The sequence below is a fragment of the Bifidobacterium sp. ESL0745 genome (assembly GCF_029433335.1).
In the GTDB taxonomy this organism is placed as follows: Bacteria; Actinomycetota; Actinomycetes; order Actinomycetales; family Bifidobacteriaceae; genus Bifidobacterium.
The window spans coordinates 1,383,341-1,410,332 of the sequence record NZ_JAQTHX010000001.1 but is presented as its reverse complement, the minus strand read 5'-3'; the positions used below and the strand labels follow the sequence as shown (position 1 = coordinate 1,410,332).

Below are 26,992 nucleotides of genomic sequence, written 5' to 3'. Positions count from 1 at the left end.
GCCAAGAACCGTCGAATAAGCGAGAAGGGCGAGAAAGGACGTTCATTTTCCAGATCGAAATCAAAATAATGGATAGCGTCTAATCCGGAATTATCGTCACAGCCATGTTGCGAGACTGTTATTTTGCGTTGACTTTGTTTTCGTGATGATGGACGTGGACCTTCAACCATTCGAAGAGATGGCTTTCGCCGCGCGGCTTCGGCTGGAAGTATTGGCCGTCCTTGGTGAAGCAGCGGTGGTAGATCAACAGCATGATCATCGTGTCGCCAAGCAAGGTCAGCGCGCTGATAATGGCAAGTATCACGAACTGATATTTCGCGGCTTCCAGCGGATTGCCGCCGGCCATGATCTGCCCGGACATCATTCCGGGAATCAGCACGATGCCGCTTGAGGCGAGGCTTGAGATTGTGGGCACCAGACCCAAACGTATCGCTTCCATAATCGACGGGCGCGCGGCCTCGAACGGGGTGGCGCCGAGGCTCAGGTAGGCTTCGACCTCGTAACGCCGGTTCTCCATGTCGGAGAAGAAACGGCTCATCGCCACCGCCACGGCGGAAACGAGGTTGCCCAGAAGCATGCCGGCCATCGGTACCAGCACCTGCGGCGAATACCAGGTGTCCGGCTTGATGATGAGTTCGGTGGCCACGGAGACCATGAAGGTCGCGGTGACGGCGAGTGTCAGGAGCACCGGCAACGCAAGCCCGTGGGGGATGTTCGACGTGCGGGTCAGGGTGATTTCGACGGCGGCGAGAATCATTACGGCGATCACGGCGATCACGAACCATGGGTTGTTGGCGGTGATGATATACGTAATGATGAAACCCATCACCATCAACTGAACGAACGAGCGTATAGCGGCCCAGATGAGCTTGCCGCCGACGTCCAACTTGAGCAGATAGGCGACCAGCGCGGAAACCGCCACCAGAACCAGCGTGACCGTAAGCCCGAGCGCGTCGATGGTATAAACGCCCTGATGTGCGGTGACGGCCGTGGTGATGGTGCCGGAAGTGATTGAAGCCGTGGGGAATGTTGGAATCATCATTGTGTCTCTCCTCCTTGGCAAGTTTGGCAAGGTTTTGTGTCAAGACAATTCTGCCGAGCTCGTTGTCCGCTGAGCGTGTGGCCGGAAAGAATTGCCGTCATGGCTGCTTTCTCCGTCTGCTGTTTTGTGGTGAAACGCCTTTGAAGGGTTTGCCGTCCGTCAATAATGTGGCTTGCAGAAATCATCGTCATTATTTCTGCCTCTCTCCGTCGTTGCCTTGCGGTGCCGTGATCTCGCTCAACACCCCGTCTGCGAGTTGCAGAGTGCGCACGGCCAGACCGTCGGAACCGTGGTGGCGAACACGAAGGATAATCATCCCGTTTTGAGAGCACTGATGCAGCATGTACGAGACAAGCTCCGCGCTCGCCTCATCCAAGCCGGCGTCCACCTCGTCGCAAAGCAGTACTTCGGGGTTGGTCAGCACGCTTCGCAACAGGCAGACCCGCGCCTGCTGGCCTACCGAAAGGTCCTGCGCCGGCCGGTCGAGCTCCACATCGCGAAGTCCCAGTTCGTCAAGGCTTTTGCGGATGTCGGCATCGGCCGGTGCCGTAACGTTTCCGCTTTGTGCCGTGGCTTTTTTGAATACCAGCAGCGTGAACGGGAAATAAATCGCATCACGTACCGAACCCGAACCGAGCGTGGGCCGTTGCGGCAGATACATCACCTTCCGTCTCCACAATTGCGGTGTCGTCTGGCTGTATTTTTCGTCGTCAATGCTCATTTTCCCGTGGCCGTAAGGGTTCAATGCGGCCAGAGTGGTGAGCAGCATGCTTTTGCCGGAACCGGAAGGACCTACGAGATCCACGATCTCGCCGGTGTTTAGGCTGATTGACAAGCCGGAAAAGATTTGTTTTTCACCACCGGTGTCGTGCGCATCCGGCACTGCGCAAGCCAAATCACTGGCTTCGAATTCCATGATTCCTCCGCCCTTCACCCTTGTCGGTTTCGTGCCGACCCAAACCTGCCCCAAGCATACCAACGTTTCGTATATACGTAGACAGGCAGTTCATGCTTTCGGAGTTGGTTTGAAAGGGAATGTATGCGGATGCTTTTAGCGGTGCGAAAATCGCGAGATCGAGTGTCAATTGTTGCGAAATCAGGGGTTCTTGGTGCGCCAAGAGGGTCAAAATCGCAAGATTGGGTGGGGATTGTTGCAAAAATGGCCCTCTTGGCGCGCCAAGTAGGCCAAAATAATGAGATTGAGGGGTCAATTGTCGTTAAAAGGGGTTCTTGGTGCGCCAAGAGGTCTATAAATGGAGGAATGAAGACGGGAAGAATGTCCATTTACCGGACCGAATAGTGGACAGTGCCGAATTCGGGACTAATCTCGCGGCTATGAACACTAAAAAGACATATCATATCGCCGTCATCCCCGGTGACGGCATCGGCAAGGAAATCATTCCGCCGGCACAAGAGGTCATGGAGAAGGCTACGCAAGGCGTGGCCGACTTCGAGTACGAGGAATTCGATCTTGGCTCCCAACGTTATGTGCGTGATGGGGCGGTGCTGCCCGACGAGGATCTCGAGCGAATCAAGAAGACCGACGCCATTCTGCTGGGGGCCATCGGCGACCCTCGGCTCGATGTACCGGCCGGCTTGCTTGAGCGCGGTTTGTTGTTGAAGCTGCGTTTCGATCTCGACCAATACGTCAACCTGCGCCCGTCCAAGCTGTACAAGGGCGTCGAATCCCCGCTGAAGAATCCCGGTGATATCGATTTCGTCGTGGTACGCGAAGGCACTGAAGGCCTCTACTGTGGCGCCGGCGGCGACATCCGCAAGGGCACCAAGCATGAGGTGGCCACCGAGGTCAGCCTCAACACCGCTTACGGCGTCGGGCGCGTGGTACGCTACGCCTTCGACCTGGCGATGAAGCGCAAGAAGCACGTCACCCTCGTTCACAAGAAGAACGTGCTGATCAACGCGGGCGACATGTGGCAGCGCATCGTCGACGAAGTGGGCAGGGAATACCCCGAGGTCAGCCACGACTACCTGCACATCGACGCGACCACCATCTTCATGGTCACCGATCCGAGCCGCTTTGACGTCATCCTGACCGACAACCTCTTCGGCGACATCATCACCGACGAGGCTGGTGCCGTGGTCGGCGGCGTCGGCTATTCCGCGTCAGGCTGCATCAACGCGAGCAATGAATACCCCTCGATGTTCGAGCCCATCCACGGCTCTGCTCCCGACATCGCGGGCAAGGGCATCGCCAATCCGACCGCCACCATCCTCTCCACCGCGATGCTGCTGCGTCACCTCGGCATGGACGAGCCGGCCAAACATATCGAAGATGTCGTCGAGTCCGATATCGCCGAAAACGCGCAGAAGCAGCGCACCACGGCCGAAGTCGGACGCGGCATTCTGGCAAGGCTGTAGGTCTCGGGACCATCGTGAACTGACTTAAGCCATTAGTAGGTGTCATTAGTAGGTGTTTAAGCCTGCTTCATGAATCGGGTGTCCTCCATGACGGAAGACACCCGATCCATATTTCCGCCTGCACTGCTGCTCATTTATTTTCAGTCAATTTTCAGCATTTTTGCATAGCCGAATCAATCGTTTGGACTACGCTTAAGAGCATGAACAATGCATCAGATCCCCAAGGCAGGCCGTCCGAGTCGCAATCTTCGCAGGGTTCCTACAACCCGCAGGGGCAGTACCAGGCGTCTTACGGACAGTACCAGGAGCAGGGTCAGGGCTATGGCTCAGGCAGTGGTGGACAGCCAGATTACGGTCAAAACGGTGCCGAGCAGCACCATGTGCAGCCTGATTATGGCCAGTTCGGCCAGTCCCAGCAGCAGCCGGCTTATGGTCAGTCCCAGTATGGTCAGCCCAATTACAGCCAATCGGGTTACTCCCAACAGGAATCTGAACAGTCGAGTTATCGCCAATCCGGTTACGCCCAGTCTCAGTATGGTCAGCCCGGCCAGACGGGGTATGAGTATTGGTCCAACTACTACCAGCCATATTCCGGTCAGCCCGGCTATCCGCAGGGCCAGCCGTATGCTCCGCAATATGGCCAGTCCCGGTTCCTGCCGTATGGCTATCAGCCCCGCAACAAGATCGCGGCAGGGTTTTTGGGGATTTTCCTGGGATGCCTCGGCGTCCACAATTTCTACCTCGGTTTTTATGGTAAAGCCGTGGCTCAGCTGTTGCTTACCTTGCTCGGATGGCCTTTCCTGGGGTTGGGACCCATCGCGTCCTTCATCTGGGGTCTTATCGAAGGCGTGCTCATTTTGAGCTCGAACTATGGTTCGCCTTGGCACCGGGATGCCAAAGGCGTCGAACTGCGCGAATGACGCCGTTCATCATCCGCCTGCCCGCTCTGGTCGGGTAGGCGGATACCCATGATGTTTTGATTGCGGTGCCCGCAACGTTTTGTGACGCTGTTCGCACCGCGTTTTGATATGGTGATGTTATGCGTGGCGAATACAAGACCCCCGGCGGCAAATTGGTCGGAGTCGACGTGGTGGTCGACGCAGGCGGCAACCCCGTGTCCTGCGCCATTGACGGCGATTTCTTCGTTCTTGGCGAGGATGATGCCGCTCACGTCATGCTCGCGGATATCGGTCGTGCCTTGATTGGCGGCAATCCATTGGCACCGGTGTTTCGGGCGTACCCCACGGTGCAATTGGTGGGTGTCGATGGCGTTGCGATATCCACGGCCTTTAAGCGTGCGCTGCGGCAGGGAACGAACGGTTCTTCAAACGAAACGGGCCGTTCAATTTCCGCAAATGTTGGGGCGCTTGACGTTTCAGACATATTGACGTCAAATAATGACGCTTTTCATCAACGCTGTCGAAAGCGTTGGAGTCTGTTGCGCCCGGTCGTGGTGCGTGACATCGCCCGTAATCCAGCCGAGCAAATGGATGTCGACGATCGTTGGGGCAGACAGGTCGCCTCCGGCAAGAGGTCTGCGACACTGCGGTTCTGGCGATGGGGCGGGCCGGCCGTGGTAGTCGGCAGATTTCAGTCGATCGCAAGTGAAGTGAATGTTGAAACCGCGCGGCGCGAGGGCTTTGACGTCGTCCGCCGCAGCACCGGCGGGGGCGCGATGTTCGTCGAACCAGGTAAGGCGATCACCTACTCGCTCTATGCGACGAAGGGCTTTGTCAAAGGGCTCAGCGTCGATGAATCGTTCCGTCTTTGCGACCAGTGGCTGCTCGATGCGTTGCGCGGATTGGGCATAGACGCGTTCTTCAGCGGGACGAACGATGTCTCCTGTGCGCAAGGCAAGATCGCCGGGGCGGCACAGCGCTATTTTTCGCCGGAAAACGGCGGTCCTGGAGCCCTTTTGCACCATGTCACCATGGCCTATGACATCGACCAGGAAAAGATGGCGAGAATACTCAAGACCTCTTCGGAAAAGATGCGGGACAAGTCCGTCAAATCGGCCGTCAAACGTGTCGCACCCCTCAAACGGCAAACGCAAATGGGGTTTGAAGCGCTTTGTGCCTACCTCGAAACCCAAGTCGAGCTGAGCTACAATTAGGAAAGCGAGTTTTTTTAAGGGTCGGCCAGTTAAAGGGCAATGAATTTCTGGTGGCGACACAGTCAATATTTGGAGGTGCGATCTCGTGGCTAGTCCGAATGGGGTAAGTGAAGCGGACAATGAACTTCTGCAGACGGCATTGTTCAAGCATGTCTCCCACGCCGATGCAGAGGAGCTCATGCCTTACATGAAGCGCGCGGAATTCGAGAAGGGTGACTACATCTTCCACGAAGGTTCCACCGATCAGCGCATGTATCTGCTCGAACGCGGCAAGGTGAAGCTCACGCGTGAGGCCAGCGACAATCGGGTGCAGCTTCTGAGCATCCATACCCGTGGCGAGATTTTGGGCGAGATTCCTGTTTTCGACCCGGCAGGTGGGCCGCGCACGGCCTCGGCCATTGCGATGAACAACGGAACGCAGGTCGGCTGGCTTGAGCACGACGTCCTCTTTTCATGGCTCAACAAGCATCCGCGCGTGGCTGTGGACATGCTGCAGGTGATGGCCAACCGCATGCGTGCCAACAACGAGCAGATTTCCGATTTGGTGTTTATGGATGTTCCCGCGCGTCTGGCCAAGACGCTGCTCGACCTTGCATCACGTTTCGGCGAGCCCGTCGAATCCGGGGTGAAGGTGCCGCACGACTTGACGCAAGAGGAGATGGCCCAGCTGGTCGGTTCTTCGCGCGAGACTGTGAACAAGGCGCTGATGGACTTCGCCAACCGCGGTTGGATCGCCCGTGAGGGACGTTCGATCATCATCTACCAGCCGGGGGCGTTGATTCGTCGCTCGCGTCACTGATTATCACACCGTATTAATTGTTGCGGTTCGGGGCTTTGTGGCTCCGGACCGCAAATTGTTATGGGAACATATCATTTTCGGATTGTTCCCCGCATCCTTTCAGACTCTCCGGGGCGTGTACGCAGTGGGCGATAACCCTACGCAATTGGCCGTTTCGGTAGAGGCGATATCCTAGAATGACACCATGCCTCAAATGAAGAACAACCTTACTGCGCGACGTGTCATCGCTCTGTTGCTGACCTACGTGACCCTCTGCATCGCCGGCGGCGTGGTTGGTGGCATGTTCTTCATCCCCGGCGTGCTCGGTCTCAATGGCGTCGCCCGTACCGTGGCGCCGTCGCTTAAGGTGGAAGACATCGATTTCGACGTCACCAGCCTTCCGCAGAAATCCACCATCTACGCTTCTGACGGCAAAACCGTCATCGCTTCCTTCTATGCGCAGAACCGTACGGTGGTGCCGTTGCGTGAGGTCTCGCAGCCGATGCAGCAGGCTGTGGTCGCCCGTGAAGACCGCCGATTCTTCGAACATTCCGGCGTCGACATGCAGGGTGTGCTCCGAGCCTTCGTGCAGACCTTCATCAAGCACGGCGATACCCAGGGCGGTTCGTCGTTGACCCAGCAGTATGTCAAGAACGTGCTGCTTATCCAGGCCAAGGAAAAGAACGATCCGATCGCCGAATACCACGCCTCGGAAGACACCATCGCCCGAAAGATACGTGAGATGCTGATCGCGGTGCAGATGGAGAAGCAATATTCGAAGCCTGAGATTCTGCAGGGCTATCTCAACATCGCTCAGTTCGGGCGCAACAATCTTTATGGTGTGGAGACCGCCGCAAAGCGATACTTCAACGTTTCCGCTGCCGACCTCAACATCGGGCAGGCGGCCACCATCGCGGCCATCACCAAGAACCCTTCGCGTTATGATCCTTCGGTGCCGGAGAACCAACCGGAGGCACAGAACCAACGCAACATCGTGCTCGACCTGATGCTGCAGCAGCATTTCATCTCGCAGGCCGACCACGACAAGTTCCGCACCCAGCCCATCGCGCAGACGCTCAACCTCCAGGCAAATTCCACACAGGTGGGTTGCCAGGTCGCCGGCGACGCCGGATTCTTCTGCGACTATGCCACCAAGCAGATCCTCAATTCCAAGGAATTCGGCAAGACCGCCAGAGACCGTACCAAGTTGCTCAACGAGGGCGGCCTCAACATCTACACCACGATGGACGTGCACGCCAACGCCGATGCCATGCAGACCGCGCGTGACACGATCCCCGTCAATGACCCGAGCGGGTTCGAGGTGACGATAGCGGCCATCAAGCCCGGCACCGGCGAGGTACTTGGTTTCGGCATCAACCGTACGTATGACCCGACCGCTGACGCGAAAAACGATTCGACGCACACGGCCATCAATTACGCAGTTGACGAGAAGGACGGCGGCGGCGGGGGCTGGGGCGTCGGTTCGACGTGGAAGCCCATCAACATGGTGGCGTGGATGCAGCAGGGGCGTTCCATCACCGATATCATGCATCCCAGGGGATTCTACCCGAAGCACTCGTTCGCCTGCCCGGGGTATACCGGTACGGACAGCGGTTGGCCGGTGCACAACTCGGAAGGTGGCCCGGGAGGCGCGGAATCTGTGCTTGACGGCCTTGTTCACTCCCACAACACCACGCAGGCGGCCATGGCCGAACAGATCGGGATGTGCCCAATCATCGATGCGGCCAAGACCATGGGCTATCACAATTCTCCGATCAATGACAATACGCTCGCTTCCAAAACCTGGGCAGGCCCTATCATCATCGGCTCTGTCGCGGCTTCGCCGCTGACGATGGCCAACGTCTACGCCACCATCGCCGCCAATGGTGTCGAATGCACGCCGATTGCCCTGAAGAAGGTCGTCTCCAAGCAAGGCAAGTCCTTGAAGGTACCCAGCGCCAACTGCCATCAGGCCATCGACCCCGCCATCGCCCAGACCACGGCCTACGCGATGAATCAGGGTGTGGTGCGTTCCGACGGCCAGGCCAAGCTTGCGCAGCTCGACAACGGTCGCAAGACGTTCGCCAAAACAGGCACCAACGAGCAGACACGTATGCTCACCTCCGGATTCGTGCCCAACCAGGTGGCGGCGTTCGTTTCGGTGGGCAACGCGGAACACGATGTGTACTTCGACAACAAGACCCTCAACGGTCAGTACCACAACTATTGGTATGGCTCCTACATCGCCACTCCGGCGTGGAAGGAGTTCATGAACAAGTATCTTGCCGATGCGAACATCCCCATCGACAACAACTACGGCACCCCCGACCCGAAGTACATGGGCGGAGCCAGTGCTTCCACTTCCACCGATGACGCCAACCAGGCGAGCACGGGAGGCAACCGCAGCAATAACAGCACGCAGGGCTTCGAGCAGGAGCAAACACAAGCCCAAGGACAGACACAGGCTCAGCCGCAAACACAAGCTGAGCCGCAGGGCCAGACGCAGCCGCAGAGCCAACAGGGAACAACCAGCAGCGTTCAGCCACAGGCTCCGACCACTGGGGGGCAGTGAGAAAAGTAAAAAGCCTGGACCTTTGCAAATCTTGTAAGTCTGAATTTCCAGTTGTTTTGGCTGATGAAAAGCAGTGCTGTTTGCTTGTGATTCGTTCGTGAATCTGCGTTGTACTGGACATGAAACCCGGCGACTTCGGTCGTCGGGTTTTTGTTAGGTTTTGATAAGTACACCGAATGAAACGCTCACGAGAGTTTGTTTTGTGCTCTTATTTGTGCGATAATGTTCGTATGATTTCTTCACAGCGTCAGCATCTGATTTTGAGCCGGTTGCGTACCCGAGGCGCGGTGCGCATCACCGCGCTTTCCAAGGAGCTCGGCGTCTCTGCCATGACGGTGCGCCGCGATATCGCCGACCTCGCCGACAAAGGTCTGCTCAAGCGCGTCCACGGCGGCGCGGTGACGACGAGCACGCTTTTGAGCGAACCGTTGTTCTCCGTCAAATCGCAGATGGACATCGGGCTCAAGGATTCGATCGCCCAGGAAGCCGTCAAATACGTTTCACCCGGCGATGTCATCGCCATCGGCGGCGGCACCACGGCCTATATCTTCGCCCAGCATCTGCTGGAAAGCCAGCGCGCGAGCAATATCACCATCCTCACCAACTCGATTCCCGTGGCCGAACTGGTACAGGCCCTCGAATCGAAGGACGTCGAGGTCATCGTCACCGGCGGCGTGATCACCCGTTCGAACTCGCTGGTCGGCCCGATTTCCGACAAGGTCATCGAATCCCTGCGTGTCAACACCGTGTTTCTCGGCACCCATTCGGTCTCCATACCGCGCGGCTTCCTCATGCCCAACTCGCTTGAGGCCGCCACGGACATGGCGATGATGGACATCGCCGACAAGACGGTGATCCTCACGGACCACACCAAGTGGAGCTGCACCTCGCTTTCGCTTTTTGCACGATTCGACCAGGTCGACACCCTCATCACCGACAGCGGGCTCGACCCGACCTCGGCCGAACAGACGCGCAAACTGGTCAATCACCTGGTGCTGACCAAAGGTCCCGGCCAGATCGAGGACTGAACGGCAGAACGCGCGGCAATGATCTGACAAACAATTACCAATAATCAAGTGCCAGCGGCCAAACACAACGAAAAACCGGAGTGTAAAGGGACGGGTGGCATACCCACTACAAAGGAAACAGCAATGAAGCAGCAGGAATTCAAGTATTACCATCCTTCGGACTATGCGTCGAAGCATATTCGTATCACGCCGACGACACTGGCGGACGGGCGTGACTTTTTCTATCTGGACGACGATCCCGAATACGTTTCTGGCGCCAAAACCCGTGAGCTCAAAGACCCGCGCCCGCTGGCCGATCGGTTCGCCCCGCACCTTGCCGCCGACGGGCATGAGGTGCCGTACGCCGAGCCGATCATGCGCCGTGATCCGTTGACGGGCGAATGGATCCCGATGGCGGCGGCCCGCATGAACCGGCCGATCACCGCCGGCCCAGGAGCCACAGCCAAAGGCAATCCGCTCGCCGCCCGCAAGCCCGGCGACCCGTATCAGGACGGGGAAGTGCCTGATACCGATTACGACGTGGTCATTTTCGAAAACCGGTTCCCCTCGATGGTTCAGGTACCCGGCGTGCCGAATGTGGTCACCGACGTTGACGGCAATCCGCTCTGGGAGCAGCGGCCTGCGTCCGGACGCTGCGAGGTCATCTGCTTCGACCCGAACGAAAACGGGCTGCCTGCCGATCTACCGGTTTCTCGCCTGCGTACGGTGGTGGAGGCGTGGGCCTTCCGCACCGCTGAAATCTCGCATATGGACGGCATCGAGCAGATCTTCCCCTTCGAGAACCACGGCGCGGAAATCGGCGTTTCACTGGCCCATCCGCACGGCCAGGTCTATTGCTACCCGTTCATCCCGCCGAAGATGGAAACCGAACTTCAGCACACGCAGGCCTACCACGAAAAGAACGGCGGCAACCTGCTGCGCGACATCATGAACGGCGAACTTGAGGCCGGAACGCGCGTGGTGATGCGCAATTCCAGCTGGATAGCCTACGTTCCGGCCGCCGCACGCTGGCCGTTGGAGGTTCATGTCGCTCCGGTGCGTGACGTGCTCACGATTGACGAACTGAACGATCAGGAACGCTGGGATCTGGCCTCGATGTATTCGCATCTGCTGCGCCGCGGCAACGCCTTCTTCGACAAGGGCGACGGCAAGGGTATGGATCTGCCATACATCTCGGCCTGGCATCAGGCCCCTATCCACGACAAGCGCCGCGAGAACTACCGGCTCAACCTCCAGTTCTTCTCCTTCCGTCGCGCCACCAACAAAATCAAGTATCTGGCCGGTTCCGAGTCGGGCATGGCCGCTTGGGTTTCTGACACGACGCCGGAGCGCATCGCCGCCCGCTTCCAGGAGCTCGGCCCGATCGACATCGATTGACTTTTCACCGCCGCATCATCAACACACGTATTTCATGGAGGAAATCAAATGAGCAAAAGCATCAGAGACGTTCAATATCTTGAGCCATTGAGTGCCAAGGAGGCTGTCGGCGAAGTTGCCGAACTGTTCGTAGATACATTCGGCGAGGCCCCCGCTGGCGTATGGTCCGCGCCGGGCCGCGTCAACCTCATCGGTGAACATACCGATTACAACGCCGGGCTTTGCCTGCCCATCGCGCTGCCATACCGCACGTTCGTCGCGGTTGCCCCGAAGGACAGTGGCGTGGCTCGCGTCGTCTCCAGCTTCGGCGACAAAAATCCGGTAACCGTCGATCTTGACGGGCTCAAGGCCGGGGATGTTGACGGTTGGGCCGCCTATCCGATCGGCGTAGCTTGGGCTTTGCGCGAGGCCGGGTACGACGCGGTGAAGGGCTTCGACGCGGCATTCGTCTCGTGTGTGCCGGTCGGCGGCGGGCTGAGCTCGTCGGCGGCGATGACCTGCTCCACGGCGCTCGCGCTCGATGACATCTACAAGCTTGGTTTCGGCGGAAGCGATGAAGGCCGCTTCACGCTGATCCAAGCCGCAATGAAGGCCGAAAACGACATGGCCGGAGCGTCCACCGGCGGTCTTGACCAGAACGCCTCGATGCGCTGCACGCCGAACCATGCCCTGCTTCTGGATTGCCGTCCGGAACTCGATGCACTGCACAGCGTCTCGCAGCAGCCTTTTGATCTCGATTCACTCGGACTTGAGCTGCTCGTGGTCGACACTCAGGCCAATCACCAGCTCAACGACGGTCAATACGAGGCTCGCCGCAGCATGTGTGAGGAAGCCGCGAAGATGCTCGGTGTCGAAAACCTGCGCGTCATCGCCGATCGGATTTCGCAGAGCGCGGGCGACGATGCGGATGCCGCCCAAGTCGCGTTGCAGGGCGTGCTCGACAAGCTGCCGGACGAGACGACGAAGAAGCGCGTACGTCACGTCGTCACGGAGATTTGGCGTGTGCCGGAATTTGTGAAGGCGTTCGCGGCCGGGGATGTCGAGAGGGCGGGGCGTCTGTTCAACGCTTCACACGATTCGTTGGCCAAGGACTATGAGGTCACGGTCCCCGAGCTGGATGTGGCAGTTGATGTCGCCCGCAAGCACGGTGCGTACGGTGCCCGCATGACCGGTGGCGGTTTCGGCGGTTCCATCATTGCGCTTGTCGATAAAGGTCAGGGCCGTGCCGTAGCGCAGGCGGTCGCCGACGAATTTGCGAATCAAGGCTTCCATGCCCCGCGCGCGTTGGCGGCGGTTGCCTCGGATTCGGCACATCGAGAGGCGTAAGTGAAGCTGATAAATCAATAAACATCACAAAATTGTGACGATATTGCAAGCACGGAACACTGGTTGCCATACAAATTCGTGGTAATGCCGTTGAAGTTGTGATGAACTTGCGATATGCGTAAAGGGGCTGTGAACGCTGGTGGAGATAGCGTCACCGCCCCTTTCACGTCTATGGCCTCTCCGCTTAACCTGACAGACGCTAGGAAGGATTGTGCTTATGTGCTTGCGAGATACGGATTTGATGAGGCTCGGCGTTTTCGTGGACCTTGGTGCCGACGGAGTAGCTGGAGCCGCCCGATGAGCGGGGTGCGAATTCGCGAGAATGATGTGGTCATCGCCGCTTCGTGGCGTACGGCTACCGGCAAGTTCCGTGGTGCGCTAAGCGGCATGAGTGCGGTGGATATGGCGACTGAACTGGTCAGGCGCGGGCTCGAGCGTTCCGGCATCGATGCCGGAATATTCGACCAGGTCATTCTGGGCAATGTATTGGCCACCGGTTCCAAACAGAATGTGGCACGGCAGGTCCAGCTCGGCGCCGGTATGCCGATGACCGGCACGGCGATGAGTATCAATCAGGTCTGCGGCTCCGGCTTGAAGGCGATTCGTCTGGCCCAAAGCGCCATTTCAATGGGTGACGCCAACGTGGTGCTGGCGGGCGGATCGGAAAGCATGTCGAACGCGACCGCTTTCGCACGCCGTACCGGCAAGAACGAATTCGACGTCGATCACTGGCATGACACCTTGCATCACGACGCGCTCAATGATGCGTTCGGCGGCTACGCCATGGGGGTCACCGCCGAAAATCTTGCGCAACGGTTCAAGGTCAGTCGCGACAAGCTGGACCGTTACGCCGTCGATTCGCAGCGTAAGGCCGCCGCGGCTTGGGAGGCCGGCTATTTCGATGACGAGGTGCTGCCGGTCGCCGGTCTGAAACGAGACGAAACGATGCGGCCAAGGACGACCATTGAAGGACTTGCCAAGCTCAAACCGGTCTTTGACTCCGACGGTATTGTCACCGCTGGCAACACCTCGCCGTTGAGTGACGGGGCGGCCGTGATGGTGGTCACCACTGCTGGCAAGGCGCGCGAACTTGGCCTTAAGGCGCAGGCCGTAATTCGCGGGTATGCCGAGGTGGGGTATCGGCCCGACCAGATGGGGTATGCCACGATTCCGGCTATCAAAAAAGTGCTGGAACGCTGTGGCCAGAAGGTTGCCGATATCGATCTGTACGAAGTCAACGAGGCCTTCGCCACGCAGGCGTGGCTGACTCGCGAACAGTTGGGTATTGACCCGGAACGCTACAACATTTGCGGCGGGGCACTTGCGCTGGGGCACGCGTTGGGGGCTTCCGGCGCGAGGATATTGACCACGCTGGTCCATAACCTGCGGCGAACCGGCAAAGCGCTCGGTGTCGCGGCGCTGTGCGTCGGCGGCGGGCAGGGCGTGGCCATGGAGGTGGAGAACATACGATGACAAAATTCTATGAGCTTTCCACGGCCGAGCGGATTGCGCAATTGCACACCGAAGGCGCGATCGGTGACGATGATCTGCGTGTGCTGAGCGACGAACCGGCGCTGCCGACCGCCGTGGCCACCAATATGGTGGAGAACCAGATCGGTAATTTTCCGGTACCGCTTGGCCTGGCCGATCATTTTGTGGTAGATGGTGAGGCTTTACGGGTACCAATGGCCGTCGAGGAACCGTCGGTGATTGCCGCCGCCAGCAACGCCGCCCACCGCATCGCTCGTGCAGGTGGTTTCCGTACGTCTGTTCGACGTGACGGCATCACCGCGCAGATTGTGTTTATGAAAGATGATTCCTCATCGCGTTCGGATAACGGTGACGAGAATGTATCTGTGCAAATGCCAAGTCAAGTTCGTCAGGTTAATAAAAATGCCGATGGTTTTGCGATAAATAATCAGCAAAATCACGATTCCTTACAATCTGATAACGGTGGCCTTATGACATTTGTGCGTGAGCATGAGGCACAAATCCGCAAGGTCGCGCACGACGCACACCCCAGTCTTCAGACGCATGGAGGCGGGTTGCGCAAGATCGGTGTTTCCGCGTCGGCTGAGGGATTCTCCGAAATCGACCTGTTGGTCGACCCGGGCCACGCGATGGGCGCCAACGTCGTCAATACCATCGCTGAAGCGGTTGCCAGATATTGTGCCGAGCGGCTTGGCGGACTCGACCTGCTGATGGCGATACTCTCCAACGATGCGCGTGACCAACGGGCGCAGTCCGAGGCGCGTATTGATTTCGATAATCTGCCTACCCGCGATATGGATGGGGAACAGGTCGCGCGGCGTATTGTGGCGGCTGCCCGATTCGCGCAGATTTCACCATTGCGCGCGGCTACGCACAACAAGGGCATCATGAACGGCATCGGTGCCGTGGTGCTGGCGACCGGCAACGATACCAGAAACATCAACGCCGCCGCTTATGCCGACCTCAATGAGCAGCGTCGGACGTGGACGAACTGGACCATCGATAAAAAACATCGCCAACTGGTCGGCAATATCGATATTCCGCTGCCGTTGGGCAGTGTCGGTGGTGCGATGTCGACATTGCCGATGGCCAAACTCAGCTTGAAATTCCTCCATAACCCTGATGCCTCGCGGCTTATGGGCATCGTCGCCAGCGTCGGTCTCGCCTCCAACCTTGCGGCGATGCGGGCGCTGGTGACGCGCGGCATCCAGGACGGCCACATGAATCTGCAATACAAAAGCCTTGCAATGTCGGCTGGAGCCAGGCCGGATGAACTGCAACAAATCGTCGCCGGACTCCGTGCCGATCCTGCAAAAGCCAGTTTAAAAACTGCGACAAACTTGGTCAATCAACTGCGTAATACATTGAAATGATTCCAGTAAGGACAAACAAGAAACGGACGAATATGATGCAAGGAACCAACGTAACCGTCAATGCCACCGTCGGCATCGACAAAATCAACTTCTACACGCCCAACCACTATCTCGATCTGGTTGATTTGGCGCAGGCACGCGGTGTAGATCCGAACAAATTCCTCATCGGCATCGGGCAGAGCAAAATGTCGGTCGCAGCGCTCGACCAGGACATCGTCGCCATGGCCGCCAACGCCGCCGAGCCCATGCTTTCTGCCGATGACAGGCAGAAAATCGGTCTGCTGATCGTCGCCACGGAAAGCAGCATCGACCAGTCCAAGGCCGCCGCACTGTTCGTGCAGGACTTGCTGGAACTCACCGGCAATCTGCGTGCCATCGAAATCAAGGAAGCCTGCTACGGCGCGACCGCCGGCATCCAGTTGGCGTGCGATTACGTGCGCAGCCACCCCGGCCGCAAGGCACTGGTCATCGCTTCCGACATCGCGCGTTACGGCCTCGATACGCCCGGCGAAGTGACGCAGGGTGCAGGCGCGGTGGCGATGCTTGTCGCGAGTGATCCCGCCATCCTCGCCATCGAACCGGAATCGCTGTACGAAAGCCGCAGCACCGGCGACTTCTGGAGGCCGAACTATTCCACGCTCGCCTTCGCACGCGGCAAATTCTCGGAGGAAGTCTACATCGGGATGTTCGAGGAACTCTGGGCCAAAGCGCAGGATCAGGAGATGGCAAATCCGGAACATTTACAGGCGCTGCTTTTCCATATCCCGTTCTCGAAAATGGGGCGCAAGGGCCTGCGAACGCTGGGAGGTGGCAAGATCGCCGAGGCCGATTATGTGCGCTTGACCGAGCGTTTCGAGCAAAGCATCGTCTACGGCAAAGAGGTGGGCAACATCTATACCGGTTCGATTTATCTCGCGTTGCTTTCGTTGCTTGAGAATGACGAAAGCCTCAGGGCCGGCGATCGCATCGGCTTCTATTCCTACGGCTCCGGTTCCGTGGCAGAGCTCTATTTCGGTACGTTGCAGCCCAACTACCGTCAACGTTTGGATGTGCAGGCTCACCGCACTTTACTCGACAACCGCGAGCGGCTGGACATGCGCGAATACGAGGCGATGTTCAGCGCCGCCTTGGTGACGGACGGTTCCGAGCAGGATCTCGGCCGCAGCGATCACAGCGTCGCCGCCCCGCACTATCTGGCCGGTGTCAAGAACCACGAGCGTCAGTATCGCTGAGGTTGTTATGTCCTGTTCATTTTTAATATTCCGGACACAATTGCCTCCGACGCCCGACCTTCATTTATACTTGGATTCGGTATGGCGGGCGTTTGCCATCGGCGGTTTCAAAAAGCATCGGTTTAAGGGGTTCCCATGGATAAAGCGGTCATTACGGTGGTCGGGCAGGACACGGTCGGCATCATCGCGCAGGTCTGCACTTACCTTTCGCAGCATAAAGTCAACGTCCTCGACATTTCGCAGACTATCATCGACGGGTTCTTCAACATGATGATGATCGTCGATCACTCCAAGTCCGACGAGGAATTTTCGACGCTGGTCGACGGCCTCGAAGCGCTTGGCGAGAAGATCGGCGTGCGCATCCGCTGCCAGCGTGAGGAAATCTTCACCAAGATGCACCGCGTCTGAGTAAAAACGACGTTCGTTTCCTAATAATTGTTTTTGTCCGCTAAGCAATCTCTCTTTTTAAGTCTTCTTGGCGCGCCAAGTGGCCCTATAAAGTGTAAATGAAGGCAATTGTGGTATTTTTCGGGGTTCTTGGTGCACCAAGAGGGTCAAAAATTGATGAATTGAGTATGATTCTGTAAAAAATGGCCTACTTGGCGCACCAAGAGGTGCCGTATAGAGAGATTTGCGTCAGAATTTTATGAAAGGGGTAGCAATGCTGAACATTATGGAGGTCCACGAGACCAATCAGATGATCGAGCAGGAAAAGCTCGACGTACGCACCATTACCATGGGTATTTCGCTGCTTGACTGCGCTGCCTCGGACGTGGACACGGTCTGCGACAACATCTACCACAAGATCACCGACAAGGCGCGTGATCTCGTGAAGGTCGGCAAGGCCATCGAACGCGACTTCGGCATTCCGATTGTCAACAAGCGCATCACCGTCACCCCGATCGCGCTGGTAGGGGCGAGTTCCTGCAAGTCGCCGGACGACTTCGTCAAGATCGCGCATGCGCTCGACCGCGCGGCCAAGAAGGTCGGTGTCGACCTGATCGGCGGCTATACGGCGTTGGTCTCCAAATCGATGACGCCGGCCGAACGCATGCTTATCGAATCCATTCCGCAAGCACTATCGCAAACCGATATCGTCTGCTCGTCGGTCAACGTCGGCTCCACCAAAACCGGTATCGATATGGACGCCGTCGAGCTTCTGGGCCACGTCATCAAAGACACCGCCTACGTCACGCGCGACAACGACAGCTACGGCTGTGTGAAATTCGTCGCCTTCTGCAATGCCCCCGACGACAACCCATTTATGGCCGGCGGCTTCCATGGGGTCACCGAGGGCGATGTGGTCGTCAACGTCGGCGTCTCCGGTCCCGGCGTGGTTTCGCGCGCGCTCGACCAAGCCAAGGGCAAGGATTTCGAATTCCTGTGTGAGACCATCAAACGCACCGCTTTCAAGATCACCCGTGTCGGCCAGCTCGTCGCGCAGGAGGCCTCGAAGCGGCTTGGCGTGCCCTTTGGCATCATCGACCTGTCGTTGGCTCCCACAGCAGCCGTCGGCGATTCGGTGGGCGAGGTCTTGGAGAAGATCGGCCTTGACCAGGTCGGCGCCCCCGGCACCACCGCGGCGCTCGCGATGCTGAACGACCAGGTCAAGAAGGGCGGCATCATGGCCTCCTCATACGTTGGTGGACTTTCCGGTGCGTTCATCCCGGTCTCCGAAGACAAGAACATGATTGACGCGGCTGCGTCCGGCTGCCTGACCATCGAAAAGCTCGAGGCGATGACCTGCGTCTGCTCGGTCGGTCTTGACATGATCGCCATTCCGGGCGTCACCACGGCCTTCACGATTTCCGGCATGATCGCCGATGAGGCCGCCATCGGCATGGTCAACCAAAAGACCACCGCCGTGCGCGTTATCCCGGTTTATGGCAAGGGTGTTGGAGCGGTTGCGAATTTCGGCGGCCTCATGGGTTATGCTCCGATTATTCCGGTCAACCAGACCTCGTGCGAGGCCTTCGTCACCCGTGGCGGCCGCATTCCCGCCCCGATCCACAGCTTCAAGAACTGAAGGTTGCGAATGGGTGTATAACTCGTATAAGTATCGGAGATCTTAACCGATAAGTAATTGGGCCGCTGATGGAATAACCAGCGACCCAATTCGTAATGATAGAGGACGAAAAATAATAAAAACGCCCTACCGATGAAGCCCAACGGAGCGAAGCTTTGGAGATCCGGGCTGATGCCCTGAAGCGAACCGGCTCCAACCGACATTTCCAATATATCAGGCTAAAGGCCGGTTTTCAATTATTCCCCGCCCTTGAATCCGAGCTGGCGCCAGGCCTCGTAGATGGCGATGGAGGCGCAGTTCGTGAGATTTAGTGAGCGCAAGCTCGGTCGCATCGGCAGACGCACCTGCTCGGCGACGTGGGGGCCTTCCATAATGTCCATCGGATCGGGGATGTTGCCCGGCTCCGGGCCGAACAGCAGGATGTCGGTTGGGCGGTACCGCACATCGGTGTACAGCTTGGTCGCGTGCGCGGTGAAGGCGATGATGCGCGAGTTGGGCATGGACTTCACCAGGTCGTCGAAATCCGGGTGGAGCACGACGTGGGCCATATCGTGATAATCAAGGCCGGCACGACGCAGCTTCGTGTCTTTGAGGTTGAAGCCGAGCGGTTCGATCAGGTGCAGGATCGTCCCGGTCACCGCACACAGGCGAATCGCGGAGCCGGTATTGCCGGGGATGCGCGGGGAATAATAGCATAGGTGCGGTGTCACCGTTTTGGCCTCGCTGGCATCCTTGGCGCTCATCATCGCGTCGACCACGCTGATCGGGTTGCCATGCGCGTCGGTTACGAGCTCGTCCGGCCCGTAATTGGACTTGCGATAGCCGTATTCATACATATCGGTGACTTTGTTTTCGGGATTTGTGGCGTTTCCCGCCGTCTGCACTGCGTCTGTCATAGTTCAAAACTAATCCCGCGAACAGACACGAAAACGCCGTCGTCAATCCGGCATAACAAAGGCCCGCCGAAAATATCGGCGGGCCTTTGGCAATAATCAATTTATTTGCGTGTGTTCACGCATTCACAGAGGCGGAATGACTGTCTTTTGGAGGAGTCTTACATCAGGCTCTCATAGATGGCACGAATGTCGTCCTTGGTAGGCTTGCGCGGGTTGCCGCCGGTGCAGACGTCCACGAAGGCGTTCTCGGTCAGGCCGTCGATGTCGCTTTCCTTGGCGCCGACCTCGCTGATGGTGGTCGGGTTGCCGAGGTCGACGGTGAGCTGGTGGATCTTCTGCACGGCCTCTTCGCGCACCTCTTCGATCGAGCGGTCGGGATTGTAGGAATCCTGGTCGCCGAATGCATGGGCGATGGCGCGGTACTTCTCACCGGTGTAATCCTTGTTGTATTCCATCACGGGGGCGAGCAGGATGCCGTTCGCCACGCCGTGCGCGACGCCGAGCAGGCCACCGAGGGCGTGGGCCATGCCGTGAACGAGGCCGAGGCCGACGTTGGAATACGCCATGCCGGTGATGTAGGAGGCGTAGGCCATCTGCTCGCCGGCCTTGACGTCGCCGTCAGCGGACTTGGCGAGGTTTGCGGCGATCATGCGAATCGTCTGCAGCGAGAGGCAATCGGAAAGCTCCCAGGCGCCCGGGGTGACGAAGCCCTCGATGGCATGGGTCAGCGCGTCGAGGCCGGTGGCCACCTTGAGGCTGCGTGGCATCGAGTCGGTCATATCCGGATCAACGAAGGCGACCAGCGGGATATCGTGCGGATCGACGGCCACGAACTTGCGCTTCTTGGCGGTGTCGGTGACCACATAGTTGATGGTCGTTTCCGAAGCTGTTCCGGCGGTGGTTGGCACACCGAAGATCGGGATGGACGGGTTCTTGGTGGCTGCGGTGCCTTCCAGCGAAAGCACGTCGGCGAACTCGGGGTTCGCGGTGATGATGCCGATGCCCTTGCAGGTGTCCTGCGGCGAACCGCCACCCAGACCGATCAGGAAATCGGCGCCGGCGCTCTTGAACTTCTCAACGCCGTCCTGGATGCATTCCACAGGCGGATTGGGCTTGACATTGTCGAAGATTTCATAAGGCATTCCGGCCGCGTCGAGGACGTCGGTGACCTTGTTTACTGTCCCCGTCTTCAGTAGTACCGGATCGGTGACGATGAAGGCTTTGGTGAAGCCGTGTGCCTTGGCGACGTTCGGGATCTCCTTGATTGCGCCGCGCCCGAAATAGGCTTCCTGGTTGAAGATCATGCGATACACCATTGTTCACTCCTTGTATGGTTTCTGTGATGTAGCTCACATCGAAAACCATTATAACGGTAAGACCTTATTTAGTACGTTAGCGCTAACAGTATCCTATTTTCACGGCTGTAGTGGCATCAAGGCAGAATGGTCGGATGATCGAAAAGATATGGATATGGTGAAACTTGGAGAGGCCTCACACAACGTAGATAAACGCTTGCGTTCGTGGTGAAGCCGGGAACTTGCAGGTTGCAGAGGAAAATCGACCGGATTGTTCGGCAGTAAACGTGATATGGGTATTGCTTTAGATAAAGGGCCAAAACTCTTAAAAGCGGGTGAGAATTTGTATAACCAGTCTGATGATTCGCGCGAGTTGGTCGAGGGCTTCAGCGCGGACGAACTTGATCAGATGAAGCATGAGCTTTTTTCGTGGTGGGATGAGAACGCACGCGATCTGCCGTGGCGCTTCGGCCGTACGACGCCATGGGGCATCCTTATTTCCGAGGTCATGAGCCAGCAGACGCAGATGAGCCGCGTCGTTCAATATTGGACCGATTGGATGGATCTCTGGCCCGATGCCGCGAGCCTAGCCAAGGCAAGTACGGCCGAGGTCGTCACCGCGTGGGGCCGGCTCGGCTATCCTCGGCGTGCGTTGCGGCTTCAGGAATGTGCCAAGGTGGTCGCCGAGCAATATCACAACGAATTGCCGAAAACGTATGATGAGCTTATCGCGCTTCCCGGTATCGGCGATTACACCTCCAGCGCGGTGATGAGCTTCGCGTTCGGCGAGCGCATCGCTGTCATTGACACCAACGTCCGCCGTGTGCTCTGGCGCACGTTCAAAGGCGAGGAATCCTTCGGCGGTGCCACCAAGCCCGCCGAACGTCGACTTGCCAACGACGTGTTGCCGCAAAATCCAAAGGAAAGCGTGGTTTGGAACGAGGCGCTGATCGAGCTGGGTGCGCTGGTCTGCACCGCCAAAAAACCGAAGATAGACGAGGATCCGTGGGCTGCGTACAGTCGTTTTTACGCCGCTGGTTGCCCCGGCATAGGGCAGAAACGCACCCGACCGCGCCAGAGTTACAAAGGCACGAACCGTCAGGTGCGCGGCATTATCCTGAACGCCCTGCGCGAGGCCGGAAAAGAAGGTCGAACGATTCTGTCGCGCCCCGAGGTCGAAAAGCTCTGGGATGACCAAATTCAGCTGGATGCCTGCATCGCCAGTCTTGATGAGGATGGCTTCATCGAAATCAATCCGGATAGATCGCTGAAGCTGCCTGTTTGAATCTGCATTTTCGACGATAGGAAGGTAAGCGAATTCAGGAAGGTCGTTTACACTTGGAGTTATGACCTCTCAGCAGCCCAAGAAGCGCCCGACCAAGCGCAAGCCCAGCAAGGAGATGCAGCGTGTCTATCTGCGTCGCCGCGTCATCGTGGGTGTCGTGGCGCTTGCGCTTGTGGCGCTGATCGGTTTCGGAGTGTATGCGCTGGTCAGCAAAGTCATTGTGCCGCAGGTCGGGCATATGGTATCGAGTTCGTCCGTCGCCAAGGCCCGCAAAAAAGCTTCGGCGCCGAAAAAATCGAATGGTTCCGATGCTGGAAAATCCGGTACAAACAATCAGGGCAGCAAAGGCAATCAGAGCACCGTCAAAAAATGCGGTGCAAAGGACGTGAAGCTCGAGCTGAGTTCCGCCTCGCAAAGTGTCGCAGTCGGCGGTTCGCTCGATTTCCAAGCGACGATCCGATATCAGGGAACCGGTTCCTGCCTGGTCGATGGCTCGAACGCTTCCCGCATCCTTACGATTTCCTCGATTCCCGATTCGGACTCCGGCTCCAATCAGGGTTCGGATTCCAAACAAGGTTCGGGCTCTGGAGCAAAGTCCGGTTCCGATGCCAATGCAAAGTCGAACTCTGATGCAGATGACAATCCAGAATCGAATGCGATTTCCAGTGGTGAGACCGTCTGGAGCTCTGCCGCCTGCCCGGCCGATACGCGCAACCTCCTGCTGGCCAAGGGTGACAAGGACGTGCAGAAAATCACCTGGCCGGCCGACAGAACCGGCGCGACCTGTGTTCCAGACCAGCAGCTCCCGCGCGTCAAACGTGGCACCTATATGGCCCAGCTGAGTCTGAAGGACCATCCAAGCATAAAAAGCGAAAAGGTCCCCGTCGTCGTCAGGTAGATGCTAAGTTCATTTCGCCATTTGAGAGTTCTCGAGACGGCTTGGACATTATAGATAAGACCATCAGCTGTTCAATGCGGTTATGCTCTATGTTTTCCGTGGTTGTATGGCGGAATGTCGAACTGTATGCTATAATGAATATTTTGCATAAGGTGTGTCATATTGCGGGCATGCTCTAACGACGAAGCGCCCGCGTAGTGTAGCCGTTTGCGGCGCGTTTCCTCGAAATGAATATTCAAAGATCTAGCGAGCGATAAGGAACGTCCATTGGCTGAAAATAAGCTCAAGACGAACACCACACAAGTCATCGCACGTGCCGATGAGCACGACATCAAGTTGCATAAGGCGTCGGACCGTGTGAATTTCGGTTCCATCAGGGAACCCATCGATGTGCCCTACCTGTTGGGGGTGCAGACCGATAGCTTCGATTGGCTCATCGGCAACGCACGTTGGCAGAAGAAGGCCGAAGCCGATATCAAGGCCGGCACCAACAATGTGGCCCACACTTCCGGTCTGCAGGAGGTCTTCGAGGAGATCTCCCCGATCGAGAACTTCGCGCAGACCATGAGCCTGACATTCTCTGACCCGTACTTTGAGGAACCGCGCCATACGGTCCAGGAGTGCAAGGAGAAGGATTACACCTATTCCGCACCGTTGTACGTCAATGCGGAATTCGAGAACGGCGACACCGGCGAGATCAAGAGCCAGACCGTTTTCATGGGTGATTTTCCGCTGCAGACCCCGCACGGCACCTTCATCATCGGCGGTACCGAGCGTGTCATCGTCTCGCAGCTCGTACGTTCCCCGGGCGTCTACTTTGACCGTACCCCCGACCGCACTTCCGACAAGGAAGTCTTCGGCGCGAAGATCATCCCGTCGCGCGGCGCATGGCTCGAGTTCGAGATCGACAAGCGTGACGTCTTGGGCGTGCGCGTCGACCGCAAGCGCAAACAGTCCGCCATCGTCTTTCTCATGGCCATCGGCATGACCAAGGACGAGATCGCGAAGTCCTTCAAGGATTATCCGCTTGTGCTTGATGCTCTCGAAAAGGAGACCATCAACACGCAGGACGAGGCCCTGACCGACCTCTATCGCAAGATCCGTCCGGCCGATACCGCCACTCCGGAAGCCGGCAAGAACCTGTTGGAGTCCTTCTACTTCAACAACCATCGTTACGACCTCGCGCGCGTCGGTCGCTACAAGATCAACCGCAAGCTCGGCCTCGAAGCCGACCCGACCGATCGCAGCCTCTCGCGTGAAGACATCATCGCCACCATCAAGTACCTCGTGGCGCTGCATGCCGGCGATAAGACCTTCCCGGGCAAGCGTGACGGCAAGGACGTCGACCTCCGCGTCGAAACGGATGATATCGATCACTTCGGCAACCGTCGTATCCGCCAGGTCGGCGAGCTCATCCAGAACCAGCTGCGCACCGGCCTGAGCCGTATGGAGCGCGTGGTTCGTGAGCGTATGACCACCCAGGACGCCGAGGCCATCACCCCGCAGTCCCTGATCAACATTCGCCCGGTGAACGCGACGATCAAGGAGTTCTTCGGAACCTCCCAGCTCTCGCAGTTCATGGATCAGAACAACCCGCTTTCCGGCGTGACCAACAAGCGTCGTCTCTCCGCGCTGGGTCCCGGCGGCCTCTCGCGCGACCGTGCCTCCATGGAGGTCCGCGACGTCCACCCGTCCCACTTCGGACGTATGTGCCCGATCGAATCCCCTGAAGGGCCGAACATCGGCCTGATCGGTTCGCTGGCGACCTTCGGCCGCGTCAACCCGTTCGGCTTCATCGAGACCCCGTACCGCAAGGTCGTCAATGGTCACGTCACCAACGACATCGAATACATGACCGCCGACCGCGATGCCGAACACGTCATCGCCCAGGCCAACCAGAAGCTGGACGAGAACGGCAACTTCGTCGAGAAGACCGCACTTGTGCGTGCAGGCGAGGACGAGGCCGTCGATGTGCCGGTCTCCGAAGTCGACTACATGGACGTCTCCCCGCGCCAGATGGTTTCCGTCGGTGCCTCGCTGATTCCGTTCCTGGAGCACGATGAGGGCCACCGCGCGCTGATGGGCACCAACATGCAGCGTCAGGCCGTCCCGCTCGTCAAGTCCGAGCGCCCGCTGGTGGGCACCGGCGCCGAATGGCGCACCGCCTACGATTCCGGCGACACGATCCTGGCCGACAAGGACGGCGTGGTCACCTACGTCTCCGCCGACATCATCCGCGTCACCAACGACGACGGAACCCAGTCGAGCTACAAGCTCGCCAAGTTCCAGCGTTCCAACCAGACCACCAGCTACAACCAGGTGCCTCTGGTCAAGGACGGCGAGCGCGTCGAGCGCGGCAGCGTCTTGGCTGACGGCCCGGCCACCCAGAAGGGCGACCTGGCGCTGGGCAAGAACGTGCTGGTCGCGTTCATGCCTTGGAACGGCTACAACTACGAGGACGCCGTCATCATTTCCCAGCGTCTGGTGAAGGATGACACCCTTTCCTCGATCCACATCGAAGAGTACGAAATCGACGCCCGCGACACCAAGCTCGGTGCCGAGGAAATCACCCGTGATCTGCCGAACGTCGGCGAGGAAGCGGTGGCCAACCTTGACGAGCGCGGCATCATCTGCATCGGCGCCGAGGTCGAGGCCGGCGACATCCTGGTCGGCAAGGTCACGCCCAAGGGCGAGACCGAGCTCACCCCTGAGGAGCGTCTGCTCCGCGCCATCTTCGGCGAGAAGAGCCGCGAGGTGCGTGACACTTCGCTGCGTGTGCCTCATGGTGAGACCGGTACGGTCATCTCCATCAAGGAGATCACCCGCGACGAGGCCGAAGAGGACGGCGACGAGCTGCCCAACGGCGTCAATTCGATGATCCGCGTCTACATCGCCCAGCACCGCAAGATCACGGTGGGCGACAAGCTCTCCGGCCGCCACGGCAACAAGGGCTGCATCTCCCGCATCTTGCCGGAAGAGGACATGCCGTTCCTGCCCGATGGCACCCCGATCGATATCATGCTCAATCCTTTGGGCGTGCCAAGCCGAATGAACCTGGGTCAGGTGCTGGAACTGCACCTGGGCTGGATCGCTCACGCCGGGTGGGACATCAAGCTCGACCCGGATCTCGAGGCCGAATGGAAGAAGTACGTGCCTCAGGGCGCGGAACACGGCGACCCGAACACCCCGGTGGCCACCCCCGTCTTCGACGGCGTGCGCCCCGACGTGATCCAAGGCCTGCTGAAGACCACCCTGCCCGACCGCGACGGCAACAAGCTCGTGGGCGAAGACGGCAAGGCGACGTTGTTCGACGGCCGCACCGGCGAGCCGTTCCCGAAGCCGATTTCCGTGGGCTACATGTACATGCTCAAGCTGCACCACCTCGTGGACGACAAGATCCACGCGCGTTCCACCGGTCCGTACTCCATGATCACCCAGCAGCCGCTAGGCGGCAAGGCGCAGTTCGGCGGCCAGCGCTTCGGCGAGATGGAGGTGTGGGCCCTCGAGGCCTACGGCGCCGCTTACACGCTGCACGAGATGATGACCACCAAGTCCGATGACGTCGACGGCCGCGTGCGCGCCTACGGTGCCATCGTGAAGGGCGAGAACCTGCCGCCGGCCGGCATTCCCGAATCCTTCAAGGTGCTGCTGAAGGAAATGCAGTCGCTTTCGCTCAACGTCGAAGTGCTCAACGCCGACGGCGTGGCCATCGACCTGAACGACGCCGAGGATGACCCTGCGGGCTCCTCCAACGATCTCGGCTTCAACATTGGCGCCCGCCCGGACGCCTCGGCCAAGGACGATCAGGCGGCACCTCAGCCGGAATACCGCTAGAGGCAACGCTTAAACATACGGCTTGGCCCGGGGCTTGGTAAGTAATA

General features: G+C 58.4%; 20 protein-coding genes. 16 read left to right on the top strand and 4 right to left on the bottom strand.

Translation table 11 applies throughout. The annotated features are described in order from the left end of the window. Positions 1-118 precede the first annotated feature (118 nt). Both fetB and PT275_RS05545 read right to left on the bottom strand, forming a co-directional pair. Positions 119-1,042, bottom strand: coding sequence for an iron export ABC transporter permease subunit FetB (fetB, locus tag PT275_RS05550; RefSeq protein WP_277153084.1), 924 nt, complete (start codon positions 1,040-1,042; stop codon positions 119-121). 190 nt (positions 1,043-1,232) lie between these two features. After that, positions 1,233-1,958, bottom strand: a complete 726-nt coding sequence (locus tag PT275_RS05545; protein ID WP_277153082.1) for an ATP-binding cassette domain-containing protein — start codon at positions 1,956-1,958, stop codon at positions 1,233-1,235. A 419-nt stretch (positions 1,959-2,377) separates the two neighbouring features. Between PT275_RS05545 and PT275_RS05540 the strand changes: the two genes are divergently transcribed. The 13 genes from PT275_RS05540 to PT275_RS05480 all read left to right on the top strand — a co-directional run bounded on the left by PT275_RS05540 (position 2,378) and on the right by PT275_RS05480 (position 18,737). Continuing rightward, a complete protein-coding gene (locus tag PT275_RS05540) occupies positions 2,378-3,421 on the top strand; it encodes a 3-isopropylmalate dehydrogenase (protein WP_277153080.1) in 1,044 nt (347 codons plus the stop codon). A gap of 200 nt (positions 3,422-3,621) precedes the next feature. Continuing rightward, positions 3,622-4,341, top strand: coding sequence for a TM2 domain-containing protein (locus tag PT275_RS05535; protein ID WP_277153078.1), 720 nt, complete (start codon positions 3,622-3,624; stop codon positions 4,339-4,341). Between the two features lie 119 nt (positions 4,342-4,460). After that, positions 4,461-5,534 carry a lipoate--protein ligase family protein gene (locus tag PT275_RS05530; protein WP_277153076.1) on the top strand — a complete coding sequence of 358 codons (1,074 nt, stop codon included), beginning with the start codon at positions 4,461-4,463 and terminating at the stop codon, positions 5,532-5,534. Between the two features lie 85 nt (positions 5,535-5,619). Beyond that, the gene (locus tag PT275_RS05525; protein WP_277153073.1) at positions 5,620-6,333 is read left to right on the top strand and encodes a Crp/Fnr family transcriptional regulator; all 714 of its coding nucleotides are present in this window, start codon (positions 5,620-5,622) and stop codon (positions 6,331-6,333) included. Between the two features lie 184 nt (positions 6,334-6,517). Continuing rightward, on the top strand, positions 6,518-8,884 hold the full coding sequence (locus tag PT275_RS05520; RefSeq protein ID WP_277153071.1) for a transglycosylase domain-containing protein: 2,367 nt from the start codon (positions 6,518-6,520) through the stop codon (positions 8,882-8,884). A gap of 230 nt (positions 8,885-9,114) precedes the next feature. Then, complete coding sequence (locus PT275_RS05515) at positions 9,115-9,912, top strand: DeoR/GlpR family DNA-binding transcription regulator (protein WP_277153069.1); 798 nt, start codon at positions 9,115-9,117, stop codon at positions 9,910-9,912. Positions 9,913-10,035: 123 nt separating this feature from the next. Then, positions 10,036-11,289, top strand: coding sequence for a galactose-1-phosphate uridylyltransferase (gene galT / locus PT275_RS05510; RefSeq protein ID WP_277153067.1), 1,254 nt, complete (start codon positions 10,036-10,038; stop codon positions 11,287-11,289). 60 nt (positions 11,290-11,349) lie between these two features. Further along, positions 11,350-12,615 carry a galactokinase gene (galK, locus tag PT275_RS05505; protein ID WP_277153678.1) on the top strand — a complete coding sequence of 422 codons (1,266 nt, stop codon included), beginning with the start codon at positions 11,350-11,352 and terminating at the stop codon, positions 12,613-12,615. Between the two features lie 297 nt (positions 12,616-12,912). Continuing rightward, a complete protein-coding gene (locus PT275_RS05500) occupies positions 12,913-14,088 on the top strand; it encodes a thiolase family protein (protein ID WP_277153065.1) in 1,176 nt (391 codons plus the stop codon). Further along, on the top strand, positions 14,085-15,479 hold the full coding sequence (locus tag PT275_RS05495; protein ID WP_277153063.1) for a hydroxymethylglutaryl-CoA reductase: 1,395 nt from the start codon (positions 14,085-14,087) through the stop codon (positions 15,477-15,479). Before PT275_RS05500 ends, PT275_RS05495 begins: the two co-directional genes overlap by 4 nt. Before the next feature lie 32 nt (positions 15,480-15,511). Next, on the top strand, positions 15,512-16,711 hold the full coding sequence (locus PT275_RS05490) for a hydroxymethylglutaryl-CoA synthase (RefSeq protein WP_277153061.1): 1,200 nt from the start codon (positions 15,512-15,514) through the stop codon (positions 16,709-16,711). Between the two features lie 135 nt (positions 16,712-16,846). Beyond that, positions 16,847-17,119 (top strand): ACT domain-containing protein, encoded by a 273-nt coding sequence (locus tag PT275_RS05485; protein ID WP_277153059.1) that lies wholly within the window; start codon positions 16,847-16,849, stop codon positions 17,117-17,119. Between the two features lie 253 nt (positions 17,120-17,372). Next, positions 17,373-18,737 (top strand): PFL family protein, encoded by a 1,365-nt coding sequence (locus PT275_RS05480; RefSeq protein WP_277153057.1) that lies wholly within the window; start codon positions 17,373-17,375, stop codon positions 18,735-18,737. A 236-nt stretch (positions 18,738-18,973) separates the two neighbouring features. On the opposite strand, the gene PT275_RS05475 is transcribed toward PT275_RS05480, so the two are convergent. Both PT275_RS05475 and fucO read right to left on the bottom strand, forming a co-directional pair. Beyond that, complete coding sequence (locus PT275_RS05475; protein ID WP_277153055.1) at positions 18,974-19,633, bottom strand: tRNA (cytidine(34)-2'-O)-methyltransferase; 660 nt, start codon at positions 19,631-19,633, stop codon at positions 18,974-18,976. Positions 19,634-19,791: 158 nt separating this feature from the next. After that, a complete protein-coding gene (gene fucO, locus PT275_RS05470; protein WP_277153053.1) occupies positions 19,792-20,949 on the bottom strand; it encodes a lactaldehyde reductase in 1,158 nt (385 codons plus the stop codon). A 388-nt stretch (positions 20,950-21,337) separates the two neighbouring features. On the opposite strand from fucO, the gene PT275_RS05465 reads away from it, so the two are divergent. From PT275_RS05465 to rpoB, 3 genes are all read left to right on the top strand, one after another. Then, on the top strand, positions 21,338-22,213 hold the full coding sequence (locus PT275_RS05465) for an A/G-specific adenine glycosylase (protein ID WP_277153677.1): 876 nt from the start codon (positions 21,338-21,340) through the stop codon (positions 22,211-22,213). 61 nt (positions 22,214-22,274) lie between these two features. Then, a complete protein-coding gene (locus tag PT275_RS05460) occupies positions 22,275-23,111 on the top strand; it encodes a hypothetical protein (protein ID WP_277153051.1) in 837 nt (278 codons plus the stop codon). Positions 23,112-23,378: 267 nt separating this feature from the next. Continuing rightward, entirely contained in the window at positions 23,379-26,945 is a 3,567-nt protein-coding gene (gene rpoB, locus PT275_RS05455) for a DNA-directed RNA polymerase subunit beta (RefSeq protein WP_277153049.1), read from the top strand. The last annotated feature ends 47 nt before the right edge of the window (positions 26,946-26,992 follow it).

What these genes read in the sequence shown, in the direction of transcription:
- fetB (WP_277153084.1), bottom strand. Translation starts at nt 1,042, where the DNA reads ATGATGATTCCAACATTCCCCACGGCTTCAATCACTTCCGGCACCATC.
- PT275_RS05545 (WP_277153082.1), bottom strand. Translation starts at nt 1,958, where the DNA reads ATGGAATTCGAAGCCAGTGATTTGGCTTGCGCAGTGCCGGATGCGCAC.
- PT275_RS05540 (WP_277153080.1), top strand. Translation starts at nt 2,378, where the DNA reads ATGAACACTAAAAAGACATATCATATCGCCGTCATCCCCGGTGACGGC.
- PT275_RS05535 (WP_277153078.1), top strand. Translation starts at nt 3,622, where the DNA reads ATGAACAATGCATCAGATCCCCAAGGCAGGCCGTCCGAGTCGCAATCT.
- PT275_RS05530 (WP_277153076.1), top strand. Translation starts at nt 4,461, where the DNA reads ATGCGTGGCGAATACAAGACCCCCGGCGGCAAATTGGTCGGAGTCGAC.
- PT275_RS05520 (WP_277153071.1), top strand. Translation starts at nt 6,518, where the DNA reads ATGCCTCAAATGAAGAACAACCTTACTGCGCGACGTGTCATCGCTCTG.
- PT275_RS05515 (WP_277153069.1), top strand. Translation starts at nt 9,115, where the DNA reads ATGATTTCTTCACAGCGTCAGCATCTGATTTTGAGCCGGTTGCGTACC.
- galT (WP_277153067.1), top strand. Translation starts at nt 10,036, where the DNA reads ATGAAGCAGCAGGAATTCAAGTATTACCATCCTTCGGACTATGCGTCG.
- PT275_RS05500 (WP_277153065.1), top strand. Translation starts at nt 12,913, where the DNA reads ATGAGCGGGGTGCGAATTCGCGAGAATGATGTGGTCATCGCCGCTTCG.
- PT275_RS05495 (WP_277153063.1), top strand. Translation starts at nt 14,085, where the DNA reads ATGACAAAATTCTATGAGCTTTCCACGGCCGAGCGGATTGCGCAATTG.
- PT275_RS05490 (WP_277153061.1), top strand. Translation starts at nt 15,512, where the DNA reads ATGATGCAAGGAACCAACGTAACCGTCAATGCCACCGTCGGCATCGAC.
- PT275_RS05485 (WP_277153059.1), top strand. Translation starts at nt 16,847, where the DNA reads ATGGATAAAGCGGTCATTACGGTGGTCGGGCAGGACACGGTCGGCATC.
- PT275_RS05480 (WP_277153057.1), top strand. Translation starts at nt 17,373, where the DNA reads ATGCTGAACATTATGGAGGTCCACGAGACCAATCAGATGATCGAGCAG.
- PT275_RS05475 (WP_277153055.1), bottom strand. Translation starts at nt 19,633, where the DNA reads ATGACAGACGCAGTGCAGACGGCGGGAAACGCCACAAATCCCGAAAAC.
- fucO (WP_277153053.1), bottom strand. Translation starts at nt 20,949, where the DNA reads ATGGTGTATCGCATGATCTTCAACCAGGAAGCCTATTTCGGGCGCGGC.
- PT275_RS05465 (WP_277153677.1), top strand. Translation starts at nt 21,338, where the DNA reads ATGAAGCATGAGCTTTTTTCGTGGTGGGATGAGAACGCACGCGATCTG.
- PT275_RS05460 (WP_277153051.1), top strand. Translation starts at nt 22,275, where the DNA reads ATGACCTCTCAGCAGCCCAAGAAGCGCCCGACCAAGCGCAAGCCCAGC.